We start from the raw sequence: 16,653 nt of genomic DNA on the forward strand, positions 1-16,653 counted from the left end.
TAACTATAAGGAGGATGCGTGCTTTCACACATTTCAACATCTACGGATAAATCGATCTTGATCCCCTTCAAAAAGAAGATTTTGCTAGTGGAGGATGAGGTGCTTTTTGCCAGGGCGGTAGTCAAGCGCTTGCAAAAAGCCGGTTTTGAGTGTGAGCACGCAGAATCCCTGCATGATGCCAGATCACTGGTCAAGCAGTTTGAGCCGGATATCGTCTTGCTCGATATGCGTTTGCCAGATGGCAACGGCATAGATTTATTGCCTGAATTTGTCACCAAAAATATCAATACTATTGTGATGACTGCTTACGGCGACGTGACTGATGCTGTGAATGCCATCAAGCTAGGCGCCATCGACTACCTGAAAAAGCCGATTGATCTGGAAGAGCTGTTGTTGATCATTCAGAAGAATGAGAAGACCACTGATTTGCAGACCAGCCTGGACTACTCAAGGCAGCGGGATACGCTGGCGAATGAGTCGGTACAGCTGATCGGTGAAAGTGCGGCCATGCAAAGCGTGCGCCAGCAGATCACACGTATTGCGCAACTGAGCGCACTCAGCGATGCGGTACAACCCACCGTATTGATTACAGGCGAAACAGGAACCGGTAAAGATGTGGTTGCACGTTATTTGCACGCCAGTTGTGTGAATCACGATAAACCTTTTGTTCATGTAGATTGCGCTTCATTCCCTGCAGAACTGATAGAAAGCGAGCTGTTCGGTAATGAAAAGGGCGCCTTCACCAATGCCGTGACTTCGCGTCCGGGCCTGATCGAATCTGCCGAAGATGGCACGCTGTTTCTGGATGAGATTGGCGAGTTGCCATTGGGCCTGCAAGCCAAGCTGCTGAATGTGCTTGAAAGACGCATGGTTCGCCGCCTCGGCTCTACCAAGGAAAGGCCGGTACATGCACGCATTATTGCTGCCACCAACCGTGATTTATACCAGATGTCCAACGAAGGCCGTTTTCGTTCAGATCTGTACTATCGCCTGAATGTCATCACCATGCAGATGCCGCCGCTGCGTGACCGTGGCCAGGATGTGATGTTGCTGGCCAACTATTTCCGGCAAATGACTGAAAAACGCTATGCCTTACCCCACCATGAGTTCAGTCCCACCGCGCTGATTGCCATACAGCAATACCGCTGGCCGGGAAATGTTCGTGAAATGCGTCATCAAATCAGCCGTGCGGTTCTCATGTGTACGCAGCCGGTGATTTCAGAGCATGACCTTGGCTTACCCCAGGTTGGCCATTTACCCGCCAGCCCAGTCTCAGCCACGAGTGAAGCCCAGTTGACACTGGACGGAGCTGAAAAGGCCATGTTACTGAGCGCGCTGGAACAGGCTCGTAATAATGTGTCCAAAGCAGCGCGTATTCTGGGCATTACCCGTATGACCATGCGTTACAGGATGGATAAACACGGCATTGCTGTTTGATGGAGTCATCTCAACAATTAAAGTTAGACGTTTTATTTACTTAACTAAAAAAGTTGATTAAAAAAGATATAAGAAACCTCGCACCTGCGAGGTTTTTTTGTTCCTCAAGAGCCAACGCTTATCAATTCCCTTGCGAATGATTTAAATCAATTTCGACCAACCGTCATATAAATGCCACATGGTAGAATTGCACTTTTACATCGGAGTGCAGCAATGATAGGGACCCCATTAAGCGCAAACGCGACCAAAGTCATGCTGTTAGGCAGCGGTGAGCTCGGTAAAGAGGTGATCATTGCCTTGCAGCGTTTAGGGGTTGAAGTGATTGCGGTTGACCGCTATGAAAACGCGCCAGGCCATCAGGTGGCACATCATGCGCATGTGATCGATATGACGGATGCGAGTGCCCTGAAAGCATTGGTCAACCAAGTCAAACCGCATTTTATCGTGCCCGAGATCGAAGCACTAAATACCGAGGCACTGGCTGAAATTGAAGCCTCTGGCGTGACCGTGGTACCCACGGTGCGTGCAGTGCAACTCACCATGAACCGCGAAGGCATACGCCGCCTGGCCGCTGAAGAGTTGGGTTTGCCGACATCTCCCTATGCATTCGCGCGTTCCGAAGCCGAATTGCAGGCCGCAATTGATGCCGGCATTGGCTATCCCTGTTTTATCAAGCCTACCATGTCATCTTCCGGTAAAGGTCAATCACGCATCACACAAGCGTCAGAAGTAAAAGCTGCCTGGGACTATGCCGCCACTGGCGGACGTGTGAATCAGGGCGTTGTAATTGTTGAAGGCCAGATTGATTTCGATTATGAAATTACTTTGCTGACCGTGCGTGCAAAAAATGCAAACGGGCAGGTAGAAACCTACTTCTGTGCACCTATCGGGCATGTGCAAAAGCAGGGCGATTATGTAGAAAGCTGGCAGCCACAAGCCATGCATCCCAAAGCGCTTGAAAACGCGCAGGAAGTTGCCGGAAAAGTGACAGATGCCTTGGGTGGCCTTGGTTTGTTTGGTGTTGAATTGTTTGTAAAGGGCGAGCACGTGTGGTTCTCTGAAGTCAGCCCGCGTCCGCATGATACCGGCATGGTGACCATGTGTACCCAGCGGCTGAATGAGTTTGAGCTGCACGCACGCGCTATTCTTGGCTTGCCGGTAGATGTTACGCAACGTGAAGCCGGGGCGAGTGCCGTGATTTATGGAGGTGCCGATGCGACCGGGCTGGAATACCACGGACTGGAAGCGGCCATGTCAGTGACTGAAAGTGAAATCAGGCTATTTGGAAAACCGGAATCTTTCATCCGCCGTCGTATGGGGGTAGCGCTGGCTACTGCCAAAAACACTGAGCTGGCACGTGATCGTGCCAAGCAGGCAGCATCGCTGGTGACGCCAAAAATTGCAGGCTGAGTGAATCATGGGATTGACTGAAATCCAAGAGCCGAATTCGCCTAAACAATCATTGTTTGAATGGCTGGGCGGCGCGGAGAAGGGCACTGAAAATATCCGCCTGCTGGTGGAGACCTTTTATGACATTATGGATAGCGACCCGAAAGCGGCAGGATTGCGTGCCATACATCAGCCGGATTTAACCGAAACACGCGAAAAGCTGTTTATGTTTTTTATGGGCTGGACAGGTGGGCCGCAGCTGTATATTGAGCGCTATGGTCATCCACGCTTGCGTGCACGTCATATGCCGTTCAAGATCGGTGAATCAGAGCGCGACCAATGGATGTACTGCATGATCAAGGCTATGCACCAGTGCCAGTTTGAGGAAAGCCTGATACGGCATATGGCGAATCAATTGTATGGTGTGGCTGACTTTATGCGAAACCGTGAAGGTTAGGAACTTATATTTTTAAAAGATCTATTTTTAACCGTTAAAGTTTGCAACAGGTAATAAAAAGCCCCGTTTTCACGGGGCTTTTTTATGACTGCGAGCTTTCGACTTCTGTTTCTGCTGGCTGCTCTAAACCCTCTTTCTGACGGGTTTTGCCTGCATTCTGCCGTTTACTCTCGGCAGGACGCCCTTTGGCTTTGGTCGTTGCCTTGAAGCCAAAGCCTCCAAGCAAGGCAGCCACGACTTTACGTTTGGCTGCGGATGGTTTGCTGACAGGTGCTACTACAGACTGAGCTGGTTCAACGAAACCGGTCGACTGGTAAGGCTGATAGAACCAGGCATCATCTGAACTTTTCGATCTGGATGAACGATGACCAGGCGTGCGCTTGCTAGCGGTATGTTGGCTATCTGAATGCTGGCTTGGCGCGCTTGTAGTTGCCGCTTTCTCTTTAGGAATCTGTTTTTTGATCAGCTTTTCGATTTCATCAAAATACTTGGTTTCTTCTTCATCAATCAATGAAATCGCAATGCCTTTGGCACCAGCGCGGCCAGTACGGCCAATCCGGTGCACATAATCTTCAGGCGCTGTAGAGATCTCGTAATTGATGACCAAAGGCAAGTCGCTGATATCCAGGCCACGAGCAGCCACATCGGTGGCTACCAGGGCATGGATGCTACCGGCTTTGAAGGCATCCAGCGCTTCGATACGCTCTTTCTGTGATTTATCACCATGAATCGCGCTACACGGGACTTCAGCGCGCTCCAGTGCACGTGCCAGTTTGCTGGCAGACAATTTGGTTTTGGTAAAAATGATCACTTGCTGGCTGGCATATTGTTTCAGTAGCTGCACCAGGAATCGTTCTTTTTTATCCGTGTTCACCAAGTAGGCTTTTTGTTCCACATTGTCATTGGTGGCATTGCTACGCGCCACTTCTATCAATGTTGGCTGGTTCAAAAAGGCATCGGCCAGTTTTTTAATCTCATCCGAAAACGTGGCTGAGAACATCAGGTTCTGGCGCTGCTTGGGTAACAAAGCCAGTATACGCTTGAGATCAGGCATAAAACCCATATCCAGCATACGGTCGGCCTCATCCAGTACCAGGAATTGCACTTGACTCAAAGACAGTGTTTTTTGCTCGACATGGTCCAGCAGGCGACCAGGCGTGGCAACCAGAATTTCGACACCGGTTTTCAGTATCGGCGTCTGCGTTTTGATATCTACGCCGCCGTACACCACCAGGCTACGCAAGGAGGTGTGTTTGGCGTAAGTTTTAATGTTGTCATACACCTGTATTGCCAGCTCGCGCGTAGGTGCCAGTACCAGCGCCCGGATCGGGTGTTTTGCCGGAGAGGTACTGGTACTTGCGTGCGGGAGCAGGGTATGCAGAATCGGTAGCGAAAATGCTGCCGTTTTTCCTGTGCCAGTTTGTGCGCCTGCCATCAAGTCTTTGCGCTCCAGCGCTAGCGGGATGGCTTTGGCCTGGATGGGCGTTGGCGTTGTATAGCCGGATTCTTCAATGGCTTTCAACAACGGCTCGGCCAGGCCCAGCGAACGAAAATCTACAGTAATTTGCTCTGACATAGTGTTGGCTTATGCAAATGAACGAGGGCGTTTGATACCACCGGTCTCGCCGAATGACTTGCCACCAGTGCGCGGTTTGTTCGCGCCACGGTTGCCATTGCCGCCATTAGGATTACCGAAGCGCTCCTGCGGTTTTGCTGATGGATTGCCGGTGGTTGAACGCGGGCGGCGTTGACCAAACTCTTCCGTCAATGCGCGTGCAAACTGGAAGTCAGTATCTTTGGTGTAGCTTTTGCTATTGCCGTTGACTTCGCGGTCTGTTCTTTGTTCAGCATTGCGTGGTTCGCTAACGCCGGTAGCTGCGCGTGGCTCACGTGGTTTGTTCGGCTGGCCATCACGCATCACGCGGTCACCAAAAGAACTGTTTTCACGGTTGCCGCGGAACTCGCGGTTCTCACGACCACCCTGGTTATCGCTGCGACCATCGCGACTGTTACCACGGAAGCCACCTTTGTTTTGTGGACGGCCATTGCTGCTGCCAGGACGTTTACCGCCATTGCCGCGTTTGTCACCACCGCCATCATCCATGCGGATGGCGCGTTTTGGTTCAAAACCGGCAATCACTGCTGGCTGGAATTTATGGCCGGTGTATTGCTCGATTTTGCGCAACAGGTGACGATCAGTGTTAGAGGCAAAAGAAATCGCGATGCCTGAGTTATTGGCACGGCCGGTACGACCAATACGGTGTACATAATCTTCAGCGAATTTTGGCAGGTCATAGTTGATTACATGCGTAATGCCATGCACATCAATACCACGTGCTGCCACGTCGGTCGCAACCAGTACCTTGACATCGCCATGACGCAGTTTAGTCAGTGTGCGGTTACGTGCGCCTTGTGTCATGTCACCGTGCAGGGCAGCAGTGCTGTGACCAGCTGCATACAAGTCTTCAGCCAGTAAATCGGCGTGACGTTTGGTGCTGGTGAAAATAATGGCCTGGTTCACGTCCGGTGCAATCAGCAGATGCTCCAGCAGTTTGTTTTTGTGATTCATGTCGTCGACAAAATGCAGACGCTGTTCGATATTGGCATGTTGTTCTTTTTGACCAGCCACTTGGATCGTCAGTGGGTTGTTCAGGAAGCGTTTGCCGATATCCTTGATACCATCTAAGGTCGCAGAGAACAGTAAAGTTTGACGCTCGGCAGGCAGTGCGGCACAAATTTTCTCAACATCAGGCATAAAGCCCATGTCCAGCATGCGGTCGGCTTCGTCCAGTACCAGCATTTGCAAACGGCTCAAATCAATACGACCACGCTCAAGGTGATCAATGAAACGGCCAGGCGTCGCAACCAGGATATCCAGTGGCTGTGACAACAGTTTGTTTTGCAATGGGTAAGGCATACCACCAACAATGCTCACACAACGTGCGCGCAGGAATTTGCCGTATTTACGGGCAGCTTCGTTCACCTGGGCTGCCAGTTCGCGTGTAGGGGTCAATACCAGGATACGTGGGCCACGGCTACGTACCGGATGTTGTGTTGCCAGCAAGTTTAATGCTGGTAATGTAAAAGCTGCTGTTTTACCGGTGCCGGTTTGGGCTGAGGCCATGATGTCACGGCCTTGCAAGGCTTCAGGAATAGATTGAGCCTGGATAGGGGTAGGGTTCTCATAGCCTGCATCGGTTAATGCACGCAAAATGGATGGGTCTAGATTTAAATCTGCAAAAGACAAGGATGTCCCTTTCGTATAACAATTAAAAAGGGCGCAAGTAAAGCAAATTAAAGCAAAGCAAAGAAGCAAGGCTAACCAATGACAACACACAGAATAATGTATAAGTGTGCTAACTCATTAAAGTAAGCCAAAGCAAATATGGAGATGAATCGCTTTTACCGGCGCTAGGCATAGCCACTAACCGATAAAAGAAGAGGTTGTCATAAAAACAACTTCTAAAGATGATAGCCTCAAAAGTTCACGAGTTATCGATGGGTCAGGGCGATGAATTTAAAACAGTCGGGCATTAATTTCAACCCAGTGCGTTTTAAGTTGAGCGCAGTATAGCCATTTTATTTTAAAAGTCAAATATTTAACGTGATTTATGCTAAAATCGCGCCCTTTCCAAACAGATGGCAGTTCACATGGCACGCAACCTCAGAAATATCGCAATTATCGCCCACGTTGACCACGGTAAAACCACCATGGTTGATAAGTTACTTCAACAATCAGGTACTTTCGCCACCCACCAGGCGGTCACTGAGCGTGTGATGGATAGTAATGATATTGAAAAAGAGCGTGGCATTACCATTCTGGCCAAAAATACGGCCTTAACTTATGAAGGCACACACATTAACATCGTCGATACACCGGGCCACGCTGACTTTGGCGGTGAGGTCGAGCGTGTATTAGGTATGGTGGATGGCGTATTGTTGCTGGTAGATGCCGTAGACGGCCCTATGCCGCAAACACGCTTTGTGACCAAGAAAGCCCTGGCGCTTGGCTTGAAACCAATTGTAGTCATTAACAAGGTTGACCGTCCGAGTGCGCGTCCTGACTGGGTGATTAACCATACCTTTGATTTATTTGCCAACCTGGGAGCGACTGATGAGCAATTGGATTTCCCGGTGGTATACGCGTCTGCATTAAATGGCTTTGCAACGTTAGACATGAATGCACCTTCAGACAACATGAAAGCGTTGTTTGATACCATTTTAAGTCATGTTGAGCCGCCAAAAGGCGACAGCAACGCGCCATTGCAATTACAAGTTTCAGCGTTAGATTACTCTACTTATACTGGTCGTTTAGGCGTAGGCCGTGTTACCAATGGCCGCATTAAACCGGGTCAAGTAGTCGCCGTCATGCGCGAAGACGAACAAGTGGCACAAGGCCGTATCAATCAGGTGCTCGGCTTTAAAGGCCTTGAGCGCGTGCCGGTTGAAGAAGCTGAAGCGGGTGACATTGTCATTATTTCAGGTATTGACGAAATCGGTATTGGCTTTACCATCTGTGACCGTGAGAAGCCAGTTGGTTTGCCGCACCTGGGTGTGGATGAACCGACATTGACCATGGACTTTATGGTGAATACCTCACCATTAGCGGGTACCGAAGGTAAATTCATTACCTCACGCCAGATCCGTGACCGTTTGACTAAAGAGTTGCTGGTCAACGTGGCTTTGCGTGTAGAAGATACTGAAGATACCGATGTGTTCCGCGTGTCTGGCCGTGGTGAATTGCACCTGACCATTTTGCTGGAAAACATGCGCCGTGAAGGCTTTGAAATCGCAGTGGGTAAACCACGCGTGGTTTACAAAGAAATCGATGGTGAAAAATGTGAGCCATACGAAATCCTGACCGTGGATCTGGAGGACGAAAACCAGGGCGCAGTCATGGAAGAGTTGGGTCGCCGCCGTGGTGAAATGTCAAATATGGAATCTGACGGCAATGGCCGTACCCGCCTGGAGTATCGCATTCCAGCCCGTGGCCTGATCGGCTTCCAGGGTGAATTTTTAACATTGACCCGTGGTACTGGTTTGATGGCACATATTTTTGATGACTACGCACCTGTGAAAGCAGATATGCCAGGCCGCCGTAATGGTGTGCTGATTTCAGCCGAACAAGGCGAAGCGGTTGCTTATGCCTTATGGAAGCTGCAAGATCGCGGCAAAATGTTCTCAAGCCCGGGTGACCGTTTGTACGAAGGTATGATTATCGGTATCCATAGCCGTGAAAATGATCTGGTAGTGAACCCGATTAAGGGCAAGCAACTCACAAACGTACGCGCTTCCGGTACTGACGAAGCTGTTCGCTTGGTGCCACCAATCTCTATCAGCCTGGAAAGCGCTGTAGAGTTTATTGATGACGACGAGCTGGTAGAGATCACGCCAAAAACAATCCGTCTGCGCAAGCGCTTCTTGTTAGAGCACGAGCGTAAACGGTCTTCCAAGTAATTCTAAAATGAAGCCCTCATAAATTGAGGGTTTTTTTTATATCTGTCATTTTTAGCTGTGAGCCCTGGGTGCTTAGGCTACCTTTCTATTTGGGAAGATATCCTTTTACTGAAAGGGTAGTGCCTGGCTCAATAAACTGATATACACTGATTTATATTTTCTGATAATGAGGTTGGTGTATTGCATGGATAAGTTCAGTTTAAGCAGTTATCGCGTCAACCCCAAGAAGTTTTCCCTCAAGCAGATTAAACCCGATGATAAGTCAGCCAGGACTGGCGATAAAACGGAAGATTTGGCGATACTGGCGCAACTGACTGAAGCCATCAATGAGCGGCAAGACGTCCTGCATGCAAAGGCTGAGCATAAAGTGCTGTTGATTCTGCAAGGCATGGATACCAGCGGCAAGGACGGTACCGTCAAGCAGGTGTTTAGTGCCTGCGATCCCTTAGGTATCCGGCTGGCAAGCTTTAAGGCACCGAGTGAAGATGAGCTGGCACATGACTACTTATGGCGTGTACATGCGCAGGTGCCTCGCAAAGGCGAGCTGGTTATTTTCAACCGCAGCCATTACGAAGATGTGCTGATCGTCAAAGTGCATGACTGGATTGACGAAGCCGAGGCCGAACGCCGTTACCAGCAGATCAACGATTTTGAGCGCATGCTGAGTGAGTCGGGAACGACCATCATCAAATGCTTCCTGCATATTTCCAAAGAGGAACAGCAAGAGCGCTTGCAGGAACGCCTGGATGAGCCTGCCAAGCACTGGAAGTTTAACCCCAAGGATCTGGATGAACGCGCTTTGTGGGACAAATACATGCAGGCATACGAGCGTGCTTTTCAGGAAACATCCACCGACTATGCACCCTGGTATGTGATCCCCGCAGATTCAAAAACCAACCGTAACCTGCTGATTTCCCGCATTTTATTGCAGGCACTGGAAGATTTGCCATTGACATACCCCGGGAAACCGAAAGCCTGGAACAAGCTGGTCATCAAGGATTAATGTTAAAAATTAATTTAATGATTTTACGCTGTCAAAAAACAGGCGATCACGGTTAAATAGCGCCACTTATGCTTGGGTTGGAAAATGTGGCTGCGTTAAAAATATGAGTTTACGCTTTCGATTAAACCTTCTGGTGACCATGCTTTCGCTGGCTTTTTTGCTGGCGGCAGGCATCGTGCTGGTGCGGGATACGCGGGATAGCATACGCGAACGCGTGGAGGCCGCCATGCGGGTCACGGTGCAATTGCTGGATACCGTGATTGTCAGCTCGGCCATGAACCCCAGCTTAGGACCAACACACTATGTATTGCAGGATTTCCTCAAATCTTTAGGCTATGTGCGTAGCAGCCGCATTGAGCTTTACGATTACTCAAATACACCTTTATATATTTCGCCCCAGTCGACTTTTAAATCAGAAATTGAGCCGCCGAAATGGTTTGTGAAACTGGTTTCCCCTAAAGAAGAAACAGTGACGCGCCGCGTGCGCTATGGCATTTTAATTATCAGTTCAAGTGCAGAAGGCTCTGTGCGGGAGGCATGGTCAGGTTTCCTGCAACTGATTGTGATGGGAACCGGTTTTTTCCTGTTACTGAATTTGCTGGTATATGGGATTTTAAGCCATGCTTTACGTCCGGTGCATCATATTTTGCGCGCCATTAATAAGATTGAGCAGGGCGACCTGACCACGCGCTTGCCGAAATTTCCGTTGCCGGAATTTGACCGTATCGGCGCCAGCCTTAACCAGATGGCACTTTCTCTCGATGCTGAGCGGCAACTGGAGCAAAACCGGCAGCTGACACAGCTGATACAGCAGCACATTGAAGATGAGCGTCGCAGCCTGGCACGCGAGTTACACGATGAGCTGGGCCAGTATGTCACTGCGATTAAGACGTTTGCTGTGGCCATCGTCAATAAAACCAAAGGGAAAACACCTGATATTGCAGCCAATGCACAAACCATTGTGGCTGCAGCTAACCATATCTATGACGGCATGCATAATATCATCCGTCAGTTACGGCCTGCCGCTATGGATAATATGGGCCTGGTGGAAACCTTGCGCGATATGGTGGCAGGTTACCAGGCACAGCATGCCGATTTAAATATCCAGCTACAAGTGTCCGGCCACTTTGAGCCTATGGGTGAAAACGTGAATATCAACTTGTACCGTATAGTACAAGAGGCGATCAATAATGCCATCAAGCATGCACATGCCCAATCTATCCAAGTGCATATTGTGTCAGCAGATAATGGCTTGCAATTAACTATAAGTGATGACGGGATTGGTATGCAGGTAGAGGCGGTGGACCAGACCCGGCATTTTGGTTTGTTGGGCATGCGCGAACGCGTGCAAGCCTTGCATGGTCAATTCAAAGTCGTTTCAGAGCCAAAAGCCGGTCATGGAACGACTTTGGACATTCGATTACCTGTACAAGCGGCTTAAACAAAGTAGCCTAAAATAAAAGGAATGAAAAGTATGATTAGCGTGATGCTGGTAGATGACCATGCCGTCGTCAGAATGGGGTTTAAAATGCTGCTTGAGTCCGATCAGGATATCAAGGTCATTGCGGAAGCTGAAAGTGGGGAAGCGGCCATTCGTGCTTATGTTGAGCATCATCCGCAAGTGGTGGTGATGGATATCACCATGCCTGGTATAGGCGGGATGGAAGCCATAGAACGTATCCTCGCCAAAGACAATCACGCGCGTATCCTGGTACTGTCAGCGCACGAGGATTCAGTACACCCCAAACGCGTGCTTAACGCAGGCGCAATGGGCTATGTCACCAAGCGCAGTGCGGCAGAAGAGCTGATCAAGGCAATCCGCAGTGTGGCAAATGGCAAAAAATATATAGAAGCCAGCGTAGCGCAGCAAATGGCCATCCAGCAATTGTCGGGTGAGCAGAATCCGGTTGATGTCTTGAGTGAGCGCGAGTTTGAGGTGTTTATGTCACTGGCTCGCGGCAAATCAACTAATGAAATCGCCGAGACCCTGTTTTTAAGCCCTCGCACAGTCGGTACCCATTTATACAATATCAAGCAGAAACTCAACGCGCAAAACTCGGCAGAAATTGCACTGATCGCCATGCGCTGTGGCCTGCTCGAACCTTAATTGCCTGGATTGGCAGTGCGAGGGCTGCTGGCGCGGGAACTGACAATCCCGCTCAGCATGATCAATAGCATGCCTGAGTACTCCATCCATGAGAGGTGTTCTCCCCACCAGAACACCCCAATCAAGGTAGCAAACACCACGGTGCTGTAAGCCAGGCTGGCCACGGTCAATGTGCGGCCGGTGCGGTAAGCACGTGTCATGGCAAGCTGGCTGATGGTGGCAGAGATGCCCAGTCCCAGCAAAAACGGTAGATCCTGCCAGCGCAATAGCGTAATGTCGGTGTTCAGCATCAGGCCGCCGCTGGCGACACTACATACCAAGGTGAAATAAAAGACAGTGCGCCAGTCCGGCTCGCCACTAACACCTAGCTGTTTTACATGCACATATGCCAGCGCGGCACCCAGTCCTGAAAGCAAGCCTACACCCGCAGTGATCCACAAGTCTGGCTCCCATCTTGGTTGCAGTAATAAAGTCACGCCAATAAATCCAGCAATCACGCATTTATTCAAGGTGCTTTGTTGCCAGCGCGATAAAGGTTTTTCAGCTGTGAGTAGCCAGGGTGACAGTAAAGCAAGAAACATGGGTGAGGTGTAGTTAAGCGTGATCGCGGTTGCCAATGGCAGGTGTGCAATGGCATAAAAGAACAGCAGCAGGGCGATAAAGCCGGTAAATGCACGGCCCATTTGTTTGCCCAGCATGGGGCTTTTCAGAGGTTTACCCTGCCAGTAGACCATGGCGGCAATGGTGATAAAACCGAATATAGAGCGGTAAAACACCAGTTCTGTGCTGCTAAAACGTTCGGCACCTGTTTTTACAAAGGCGCCCATCACTGCAAACCCCAGTCCGGCGACCAGCATCCACAGGCTGCCTAGTTGCCAGTGTCTGGGGTGAGACCAGCGCTTTGGGTGAATGAAGCTAAACAAAATCGAGTGTCAGTCGGCGCTAGCGCACTGAATGCGCTGGAATGTGGGGTTCAATTTGTGAGCGATACCAGCGATGGAAGTGCTCCAGGCCGGTTTCCATCGGGTGCTGATAAGGGCCACGTTCATCTTTGCCGGTCAGGTAAAGTGCTTTACGGCCTTTTTGCATACGCTGGCAGATTTCGTTGTCCTCAAGTGCTGTCTCAAAATAGGCAGCCTGTTGCGCTTTGATATATTCGCGCTCAAACAGGGCGATATCTTCCGGGTAGTAAAATTCCACTACATTTTTGCAGGATTCAACCCCGGTAGGGATGATATGCGAGACGACTAACACGTTGGGGTACCACTCGATCATCAGGAAAGGGTAAAGCACAAACCAGATTGCGCCATTTTTTGGCTCTTTGCCGTCCTGGTAATCAGTGACGGCTTGTTGCCAGGCTTTGTATGTTGGTGACAAACTGTACTCAGGCAGTGGTTTGTAGCCAACGGTTTGTACGCTGTAGTGTTCGCCAAATTCCCAGTTCAGCTCGCCACAATCGACAAACTGATTCAAACCGGGGTGGAACGGGCCGACGTGGTAGTCTTCAAGATAGACTTCAATAAACGTTTTCCAGTTGAAGTCGTAGTGATCAATAATCGCCTGGTCAAAATAGTAACCGGAAAAATCAAAGTCCTGCTTGCATCCTAATTGTTTAAGCGTGTCGCCAATCTGCAATGGTTGGTTTTTGGAGTAAGGTTGAGAGCCTTTAAATAACAAACCCTGCCAGTCGCTCAGAGGCTGGTTATCCAAGTGCAGGCAAGGATTTTTCTCAAAGTGGGGTGCGCCCAATAACTGGCCATTCAAGTCATAGGTCCAGCGATGAAGCGGGCATACGATATGCTGCGTGTTGCCTTGGCCAGAAAGCATAACTGCCTGGCGATGACGGCAGATATTGCTTACTAATTGCTGCTCGCCCTGGTTGTTCACCAGTGCTATCGCGTGATGCATCCAGTCTAGCGTGCGGTAGTCACCAGCTTTTGGTGTCATGCAGGCATGACCAACGTATTGAGGATGTAGCGAGAACAAGTGTGCTTGCTCTAATGCATAAATTTCCGGATTGAGGTACCAGTCAACAGGTAATTGTGCGAAGCGAGTCTTGTTTTGTTCTTTATTTAAAGAGGTGACAGAACCCATATTCCAAACTGATTGAACACTTGCGTAAAAGAATAATTGTGCCCGAAAACAGCCTCTATGAAAAGCCGAAATGGTAATCACGCCAGTAGGTTACAGCTGGCGTTTCATGACCTGAATCAAAGAAATAGGCTTTGTTTGAGCGTTACACATTCAGTCGCTTATTGAAACAGCCCTTAACTAACTCAATTAAATTCAGTTATAATATTAGAGGTTTCTATGTATAACTATACGTAACGATAATTGCATTTTAGGAGCAAGCGAATGGCAAATTTATTAGATCAGTTGAAAGCAATCACCACTATTGTGGCTGACACAGGTGATGTTGAAGCGATTAAAAGCGTTAAACCGGTAGACGCAACTACCAACCCATCCCTGGTATTAAAAGCGAGTCAGATTCCTGAGTACGCACCTCTGATCGAGACAGCAATTGCCTATGCAAAAGCACAGGGCGGTTCAAAAGACCAGCAAATTGAAAATGCAGCTGACAAACTGGCTGTGTTGATTGGTGCTGAAATCACTAAAGTGGTTCCAGGCCGTATTTCTACAGAAGTGGATGCACGTCTGTCTTTCAACATCGATGCGATGATTGCCAAAGGCCGCAAACTGATCAAATTGTACGAGGACTCAGGCATTTCCAAAGAGCGCGTTCTGATCAAACTGGCGTCTACCTGGGAAGGCATCAAAGCCGGTGAGCAACTGGAAAAAGAAGGCATCCAGTGTAACCTGACATTGCTGTTCGGTTTTGGCCAGGCACGTGCTTGTGCTGAAGCAGGCGTATTCCTGATCTCCCCATTCGTAGGCCGTATTCTTGACTGGTACAAAGCTAAAAATCCAACAACAGAGTACACACAGGAAACTGACCCAGGTGTGGTTTCAGTACGTGCTATCTACCAGTACTACAAAGAACACGGTTACAAAACTGTTGTGATGGGTGCTTCTTTCCGTAACACTGGCGAGCTGATCGCCCTGGCTGGTTGTGACCGCCTGACTGTTTCCCCTAATCTGTTGCAAGATCTGGCAGCCACTGAAGGTACTTTGGTACAAGTACTGAAAGATGGCGGCAAAACCAAAGAAGCTCCTGCAAAACTGACAGAAGAGCAGTTCCGCTTTGAACTGAACCAGGATCCAATGGCGACTGAGAAGCTGGCTGAAGGTATCCGTGGTTTCGTTGCTGACCAGAACAAACTGGAAACAGCATTAGCCGCAAAACTGTAATATCTTTGTGACATCATAAGAGAACGGGCAGGACCTGCCCGTTTTTTGATTTTACACTCAGGCATAATTTGGCCTGTTACATTGACTTATTTTGGCTGCCAGCTTACTATTAGCGACCAGCTTGAATTGGTAGTACGCTAGAAATAGCATTTAGAAACTTATTAATATTTGGAGAAAAACATGGCATTAACTCAAATGGCATTAGACTCATTGGATTTTGACGCAACTATCGCTTTGGCAGAAAAAGTTGCTCCGCACGTAGACATCCTGGAAATCGGTACACCATGCATCAAGCACAACGGTATCAAATTGCTGGAAACTCTGCGCGCTAAATTCCCAAACAACAAAATCCTGGTTGACTTGAAAACTATGGATGCTGGTGAGTACGAGTCTGAGCCATTCTACAAAGCTGGTGCTGACATCGCTGTTGTTTTGGGCGTATCTGACATCGGTACAATCAAAGGCGTAATCAAAGCTGCAAACAAATACGGCAAAAAAGCACAAGTTGACCTGATCAGCGTTGAAGACAAAGTTGCTAAAACTAAAGAAGTTGTTGCTGCTGGTGCTCACATCATCGGTATCCACACTGGTTTGGACCAACAAGCTGCTGGTCACACTCCTTTCGCTGACTTGGCTGCTATCGCTGCTTTGAACCTGGGTGTTGACATCTCTGTTGCTGGTGGCGTAAAAGCTGCTACAGCTGCTCAAGTACGTGACGCTGGCGCGACTATCATCGTTGCTGGTGCTGCTATCTACGGCGCTGCTGATCCAGCTGCTTCTGCTGCTGAAATCACTGCTATCGCTCACGGTTAATTTTAACTATCAATAAGTAATTATTGATCAGCGATAATAAAACCCGACTCAGTAATGTGTCGGGTTTTTTATTTGATATTTTGAATACACAGGACAAAAACATGGATCATCAACAGTTTATTTTGGACAATTTAAAACGTATTTTGGACGTGACTGACAAGTCAAAAGCGGCTGAATTACTGAAATTGGTTGAAGAAGCAGGCTCAACATTTATTGGTGGCGCAGGTCGTTCACTGTTGGTCTCACGTTTCTTTGCCATGCGTTTGGTGCATTCCGGCTACAGTGTTTACATGATTGGCGAAGTAGTGACTCCAGCCATCAAAAAAGGTGACTTGCTGATCCTGGTTTCAGGCTCCGGCGGTACAGCAACGCTGTTGCCATTTGTGAAGAAAGCGAAAGAAGTGGGCGCTAAATTAGTGGTCATTTCCATGAAGAAAACTTCTGCCATGGCAGATGTAGCTGATCTGGTAGTTCAAGTAGGTCAGGACGACAGCTTCCCATTGGTAAAAGGCATGCCTATGGGCGGTCAATTCGAGTTGTCTACCCTGGTATTCCTGGAAGGCGCTATTTCCGAGCTGATCCACGCTAAAGGCCTGACTGAAGAAGGCATGCGCGCATTGCACGCAAACCTGGAATAAACTTTATTCCTGCAATAAAAAAAACCGGCTGCATGGCCGGTTT

14 protein-coding genes are annotated in these 16,653 nt (G+C 49.0%); 10 read left to right on the forward strand and 4 right to left on the reverse strand.

Annotated elements, in window-relative coordinates:
• Positions 1-18 precede the first annotated feature (18 nt).
• The 3 genes from ACFQ2T_RS01560 (at position 19) to ACFQ2T_RS01570 (ending at position 3,283) form a co-directional block, all read left to right on the forward strand.
• Positions 19-1,437 carry a sigma-54-dependent transcriptional regulator gene (locus ACFQ2T_RS01560; RefSeq protein ID WP_379029557.1) on the forward strand — a complete coding sequence of 473 codons (1,419 nt, stop codon included), beginning with the start codon at positions 19-21 and terminating at the stop codon, positions 1,435-1,437.
• Between the two features lie 213 nt (positions 1,438-1,650).
• Entirely contained in the window at positions 1,651-2,847 is a 1,197-nt protein-coding gene (purT, locus tag ACFQ2T_RS01565) for a formate-dependent phosphoribosylglycinamide formyltransferase (protein WP_379029560.1), read from the forward strand.
• 7 nt (positions 2,848-2,854) lie between these two features.
• The gene (locus tag ACFQ2T_RS01570) at positions 2,855-3,283 is read left to right on the forward strand and encodes a group II truncated hemoglobin (RefSeq protein WP_379029562.1); all 429 of its coding nucleotides are present in this window, start codon (positions 2,855-2,857) and stop codon (positions 3,281-3,283) included.
• Positions 3,284-3,365: 82 nt separating this feature from the next.
• On the opposite strand, the gene ACFQ2T_RS01575 is transcribed toward ACFQ2T_RS01570, so the two are convergent.
• Positions 3,366-4,859, reverse strand: coding sequence for a DEAD/DEAH box helicase (locus ACFQ2T_RS01575; RefSeq protein WP_379029565.1), 1,494 nt, complete (start codon positions 4,857-4,859; stop codon positions 3,366-3,368).
• 9 nt (positions 4,860-4,868) lie between these two features.
• On the reverse strand, positions 4,869-6,530 hold the full coding sequence (locus tag ACFQ2T_RS01580) for a DEAD/DEAH box helicase (protein WP_379029568.1): 1,662 nt from the start codon (positions 6,528-6,530) through the stop codon (positions 4,869-4,871).
• Positions 6,531-6,934: 404 nt separating this feature from the next.
• Between ACFQ2T_RS01580 and typA the strand changes: the two genes are divergently transcribed.
• From typA to ACFQ2T_RS01600, 4 genes are all read left to right on the forward strand, one after another.
• Positions 6,935-8,740: a translational GTPase TypA gene (gene typA, locus ACFQ2T_RS01585; protein ID WP_379029570.1), complete on the forward strand. Its 1,806-nt coding sequence runs from the start codon at positions 6,935-6,937 to the stop codon at positions 8,738-8,740.
• Positions 8,741-8,924: 184 nt separating this feature from the next.
• Entirely contained in the window at positions 8,925-9,743 is an 819-nt protein-coding gene (locus ACFQ2T_RS01590) for a polyphosphate kinase 2 family protein (RefSeq protein ID WP_379029573.1), read from the forward strand.
• 139 nt (positions 9,744-9,882) lie between these two features.
• Complete coding sequence (locus ACFQ2T_RS01595; protein WP_379033865.1) at positions 9,883-11,184, forward strand: HAMP domain-containing sensor histidine kinase; 1,302 nt, start codon at positions 9,883-9,885, stop codon at positions 11,182-11,184.
• A 24-nt stretch (positions 11,185-11,208) separates the two neighbouring features.
• The gene (locus ACFQ2T_RS01600; protein WP_379029576.1) at positions 11,209-11,850 is read left to right on the forward strand and encodes a response regulator; all 642 of its coding nucleotides are present in this window, start codon (positions 11,209-11,211) and stop codon (positions 11,848-11,850) included.
• Here ACFQ2T_RS01600 and ACFQ2T_RS01605 read toward each other — a convergent pair.
• Both ACFQ2T_RS01605 and ACFQ2T_RS01610 read right to left on the reverse strand, forming a co-directional pair.
• Positions 11,847-12,773: a DMT family transporter gene (locus ACFQ2T_RS01605; protein ID WP_379029579.1), complete on the reverse strand. Its 927-nt coding sequence runs from the start codon at positions 12,771-12,773 to the stop codon at positions 11,847-11,849. The two genes, ACFQ2T_RS01600 and ACFQ2T_RS01605, sit on opposite strands and share 4 nt — an antisense overlap.
• 19 nt (positions 12,774-12,792) lie before the next feature.
• Positions 12,793-13,944, reverse strand: a complete 1,152-nt coding sequence (locus ACFQ2T_RS01610) for an aromatic ring-hydroxylating oxygenase subunit alpha (RefSeq protein ID WP_379029582.1) — start codon at positions 13,942-13,944, stop codon at positions 12,793-12,795.
• 261 nt (positions 13,945-14,205) lie between these two features.
• On the opposite strand from ACFQ2T_RS01610, the gene tal reads away from it, so the two are divergent.
• The 3 genes from tal (at position 14,206) to hxlB (ending at position 16,610) form a co-directional block, all read left to right on the forward strand.
• The gene (gene tal / locus ACFQ2T_RS01615) at positions 14,206-15,159 is read left to right on the forward strand and encodes a transaldolase (RefSeq protein ID WP_379029585.1); all 954 of its coding nucleotides are present in this window, start codon (positions 14,206-14,208) and stop codon (positions 15,157-15,159) included.
• 180 nt (positions 15,160-15,339) lie between these two features.
• Positions 15,340-15,972 carry a 3-hexulose-6-phosphate synthase gene (hxlA, locus tag ACFQ2T_RS01620; protein WP_379029588.1) on the forward strand — a complete coding sequence of 211 codons (633 nt, stop codon included), beginning with the start codon at positions 15,340-15,342 and terminating at the stop codon, positions 15,970-15,972.
• Between the two features lie 101 nt (positions 15,973-16,073).
• On the forward strand, positions 16,074-16,610 hold the full coding sequence (gene hxlB, locus ACFQ2T_RS01625) for a 6-phospho-3-hexuloisomerase (protein WP_019882223.1): 537 nt from the start codon (positions 16,074-16,076) through the stop codon (positions 16,608-16,610).
• Positions 16,611-16,653: the final 43 nt, after the last annotated feature.

The organism is Methylophilus flavus, assembly GCF_042678905.1.
Lineage (GTDB): Bacteria > Pseudomonadota > Gammaproteobacteria > Burkholderiales > Methylophilaceae > Methylophilus > Methylophilus flavus.

Excerpts from the sequence above, each read along its gene's own strand:
- hxlB (WP_019882223.1), top strand. The coding sequence starts at position 16,074 with ATGGATCATCAACAGTTTATTTTGGACAATTTAAAACGTATTTTGGAC.
- ACFQ2T_RS01570 (WP_379029562.1), top strand. The coding sequence starts at position 2,855 with ATGGGATTGACTGAAATCCAAGAGCCGAATTCGCCTAAACAATCATTG.
- ACFQ2T_RS01595 (WP_379033865.1), top strand. The coding sequence starts at position 9,883 with ATGCTTTCGCTGGCTTTTTTGCTGGCGGCAGGCATCGTGCTGGTGCGG.
- typA (WP_379029570.1), top strand. The coding sequence starts at position 6,935 with ATGGCACGCAACCTCAGAAATATCGCAATTATCGCCCACGTTGACCAC.
- tal (WP_379029585.1), top strand. The coding sequence starts at position 14,206 with ATGGCAAATTTATTAGATCAGTTGAAAGCAATCACCACTATTGTGGCT.
- hxlA (WP_379029588.1), top strand. The coding sequence starts at position 15,340 with ATGGCATTAACTCAAATGGCATTAGACTCATTGGATTTTGACGCAACT.
- ACFQ2T_RS01600 (WP_379029576.1), top strand. The coding sequence starts at position 11,209 with ATGAAAAGTATGATTAGCGTGATGCTGGTAGATGACCATGCCGTCGTC.
- ACFQ2T_RS01610 (WP_379029582.1), bottom strand. The coding sequence starts at position 13,944 with ATGGGTTCTGTCACCTCTTTAAATAAAGAACAAAACAAGACTCGCTTC.
- ACFQ2T_RS01575 (WP_379029565.1), bottom strand. The coding sequence starts at position 4,859 with ATGTCAGAGCAAATTACTGTAGATTTTCGTTCGCTGGGCCTGGCCGAG.
- ACFQ2T_RS01590 (WP_379029573.1), top strand. The coding sequence starts at position 8,925 with ATGGATAAGTTCAGTTTAAGCAGTTATCGCGTCAACCCCAAGAAGTTT.
- purT (WP_379029560.1), top strand. The coding sequence starts at position 1,651 with ATGATAGGGACCCCATTAAGCGCAAACGCGACCAAAGTCATGCTGTTA.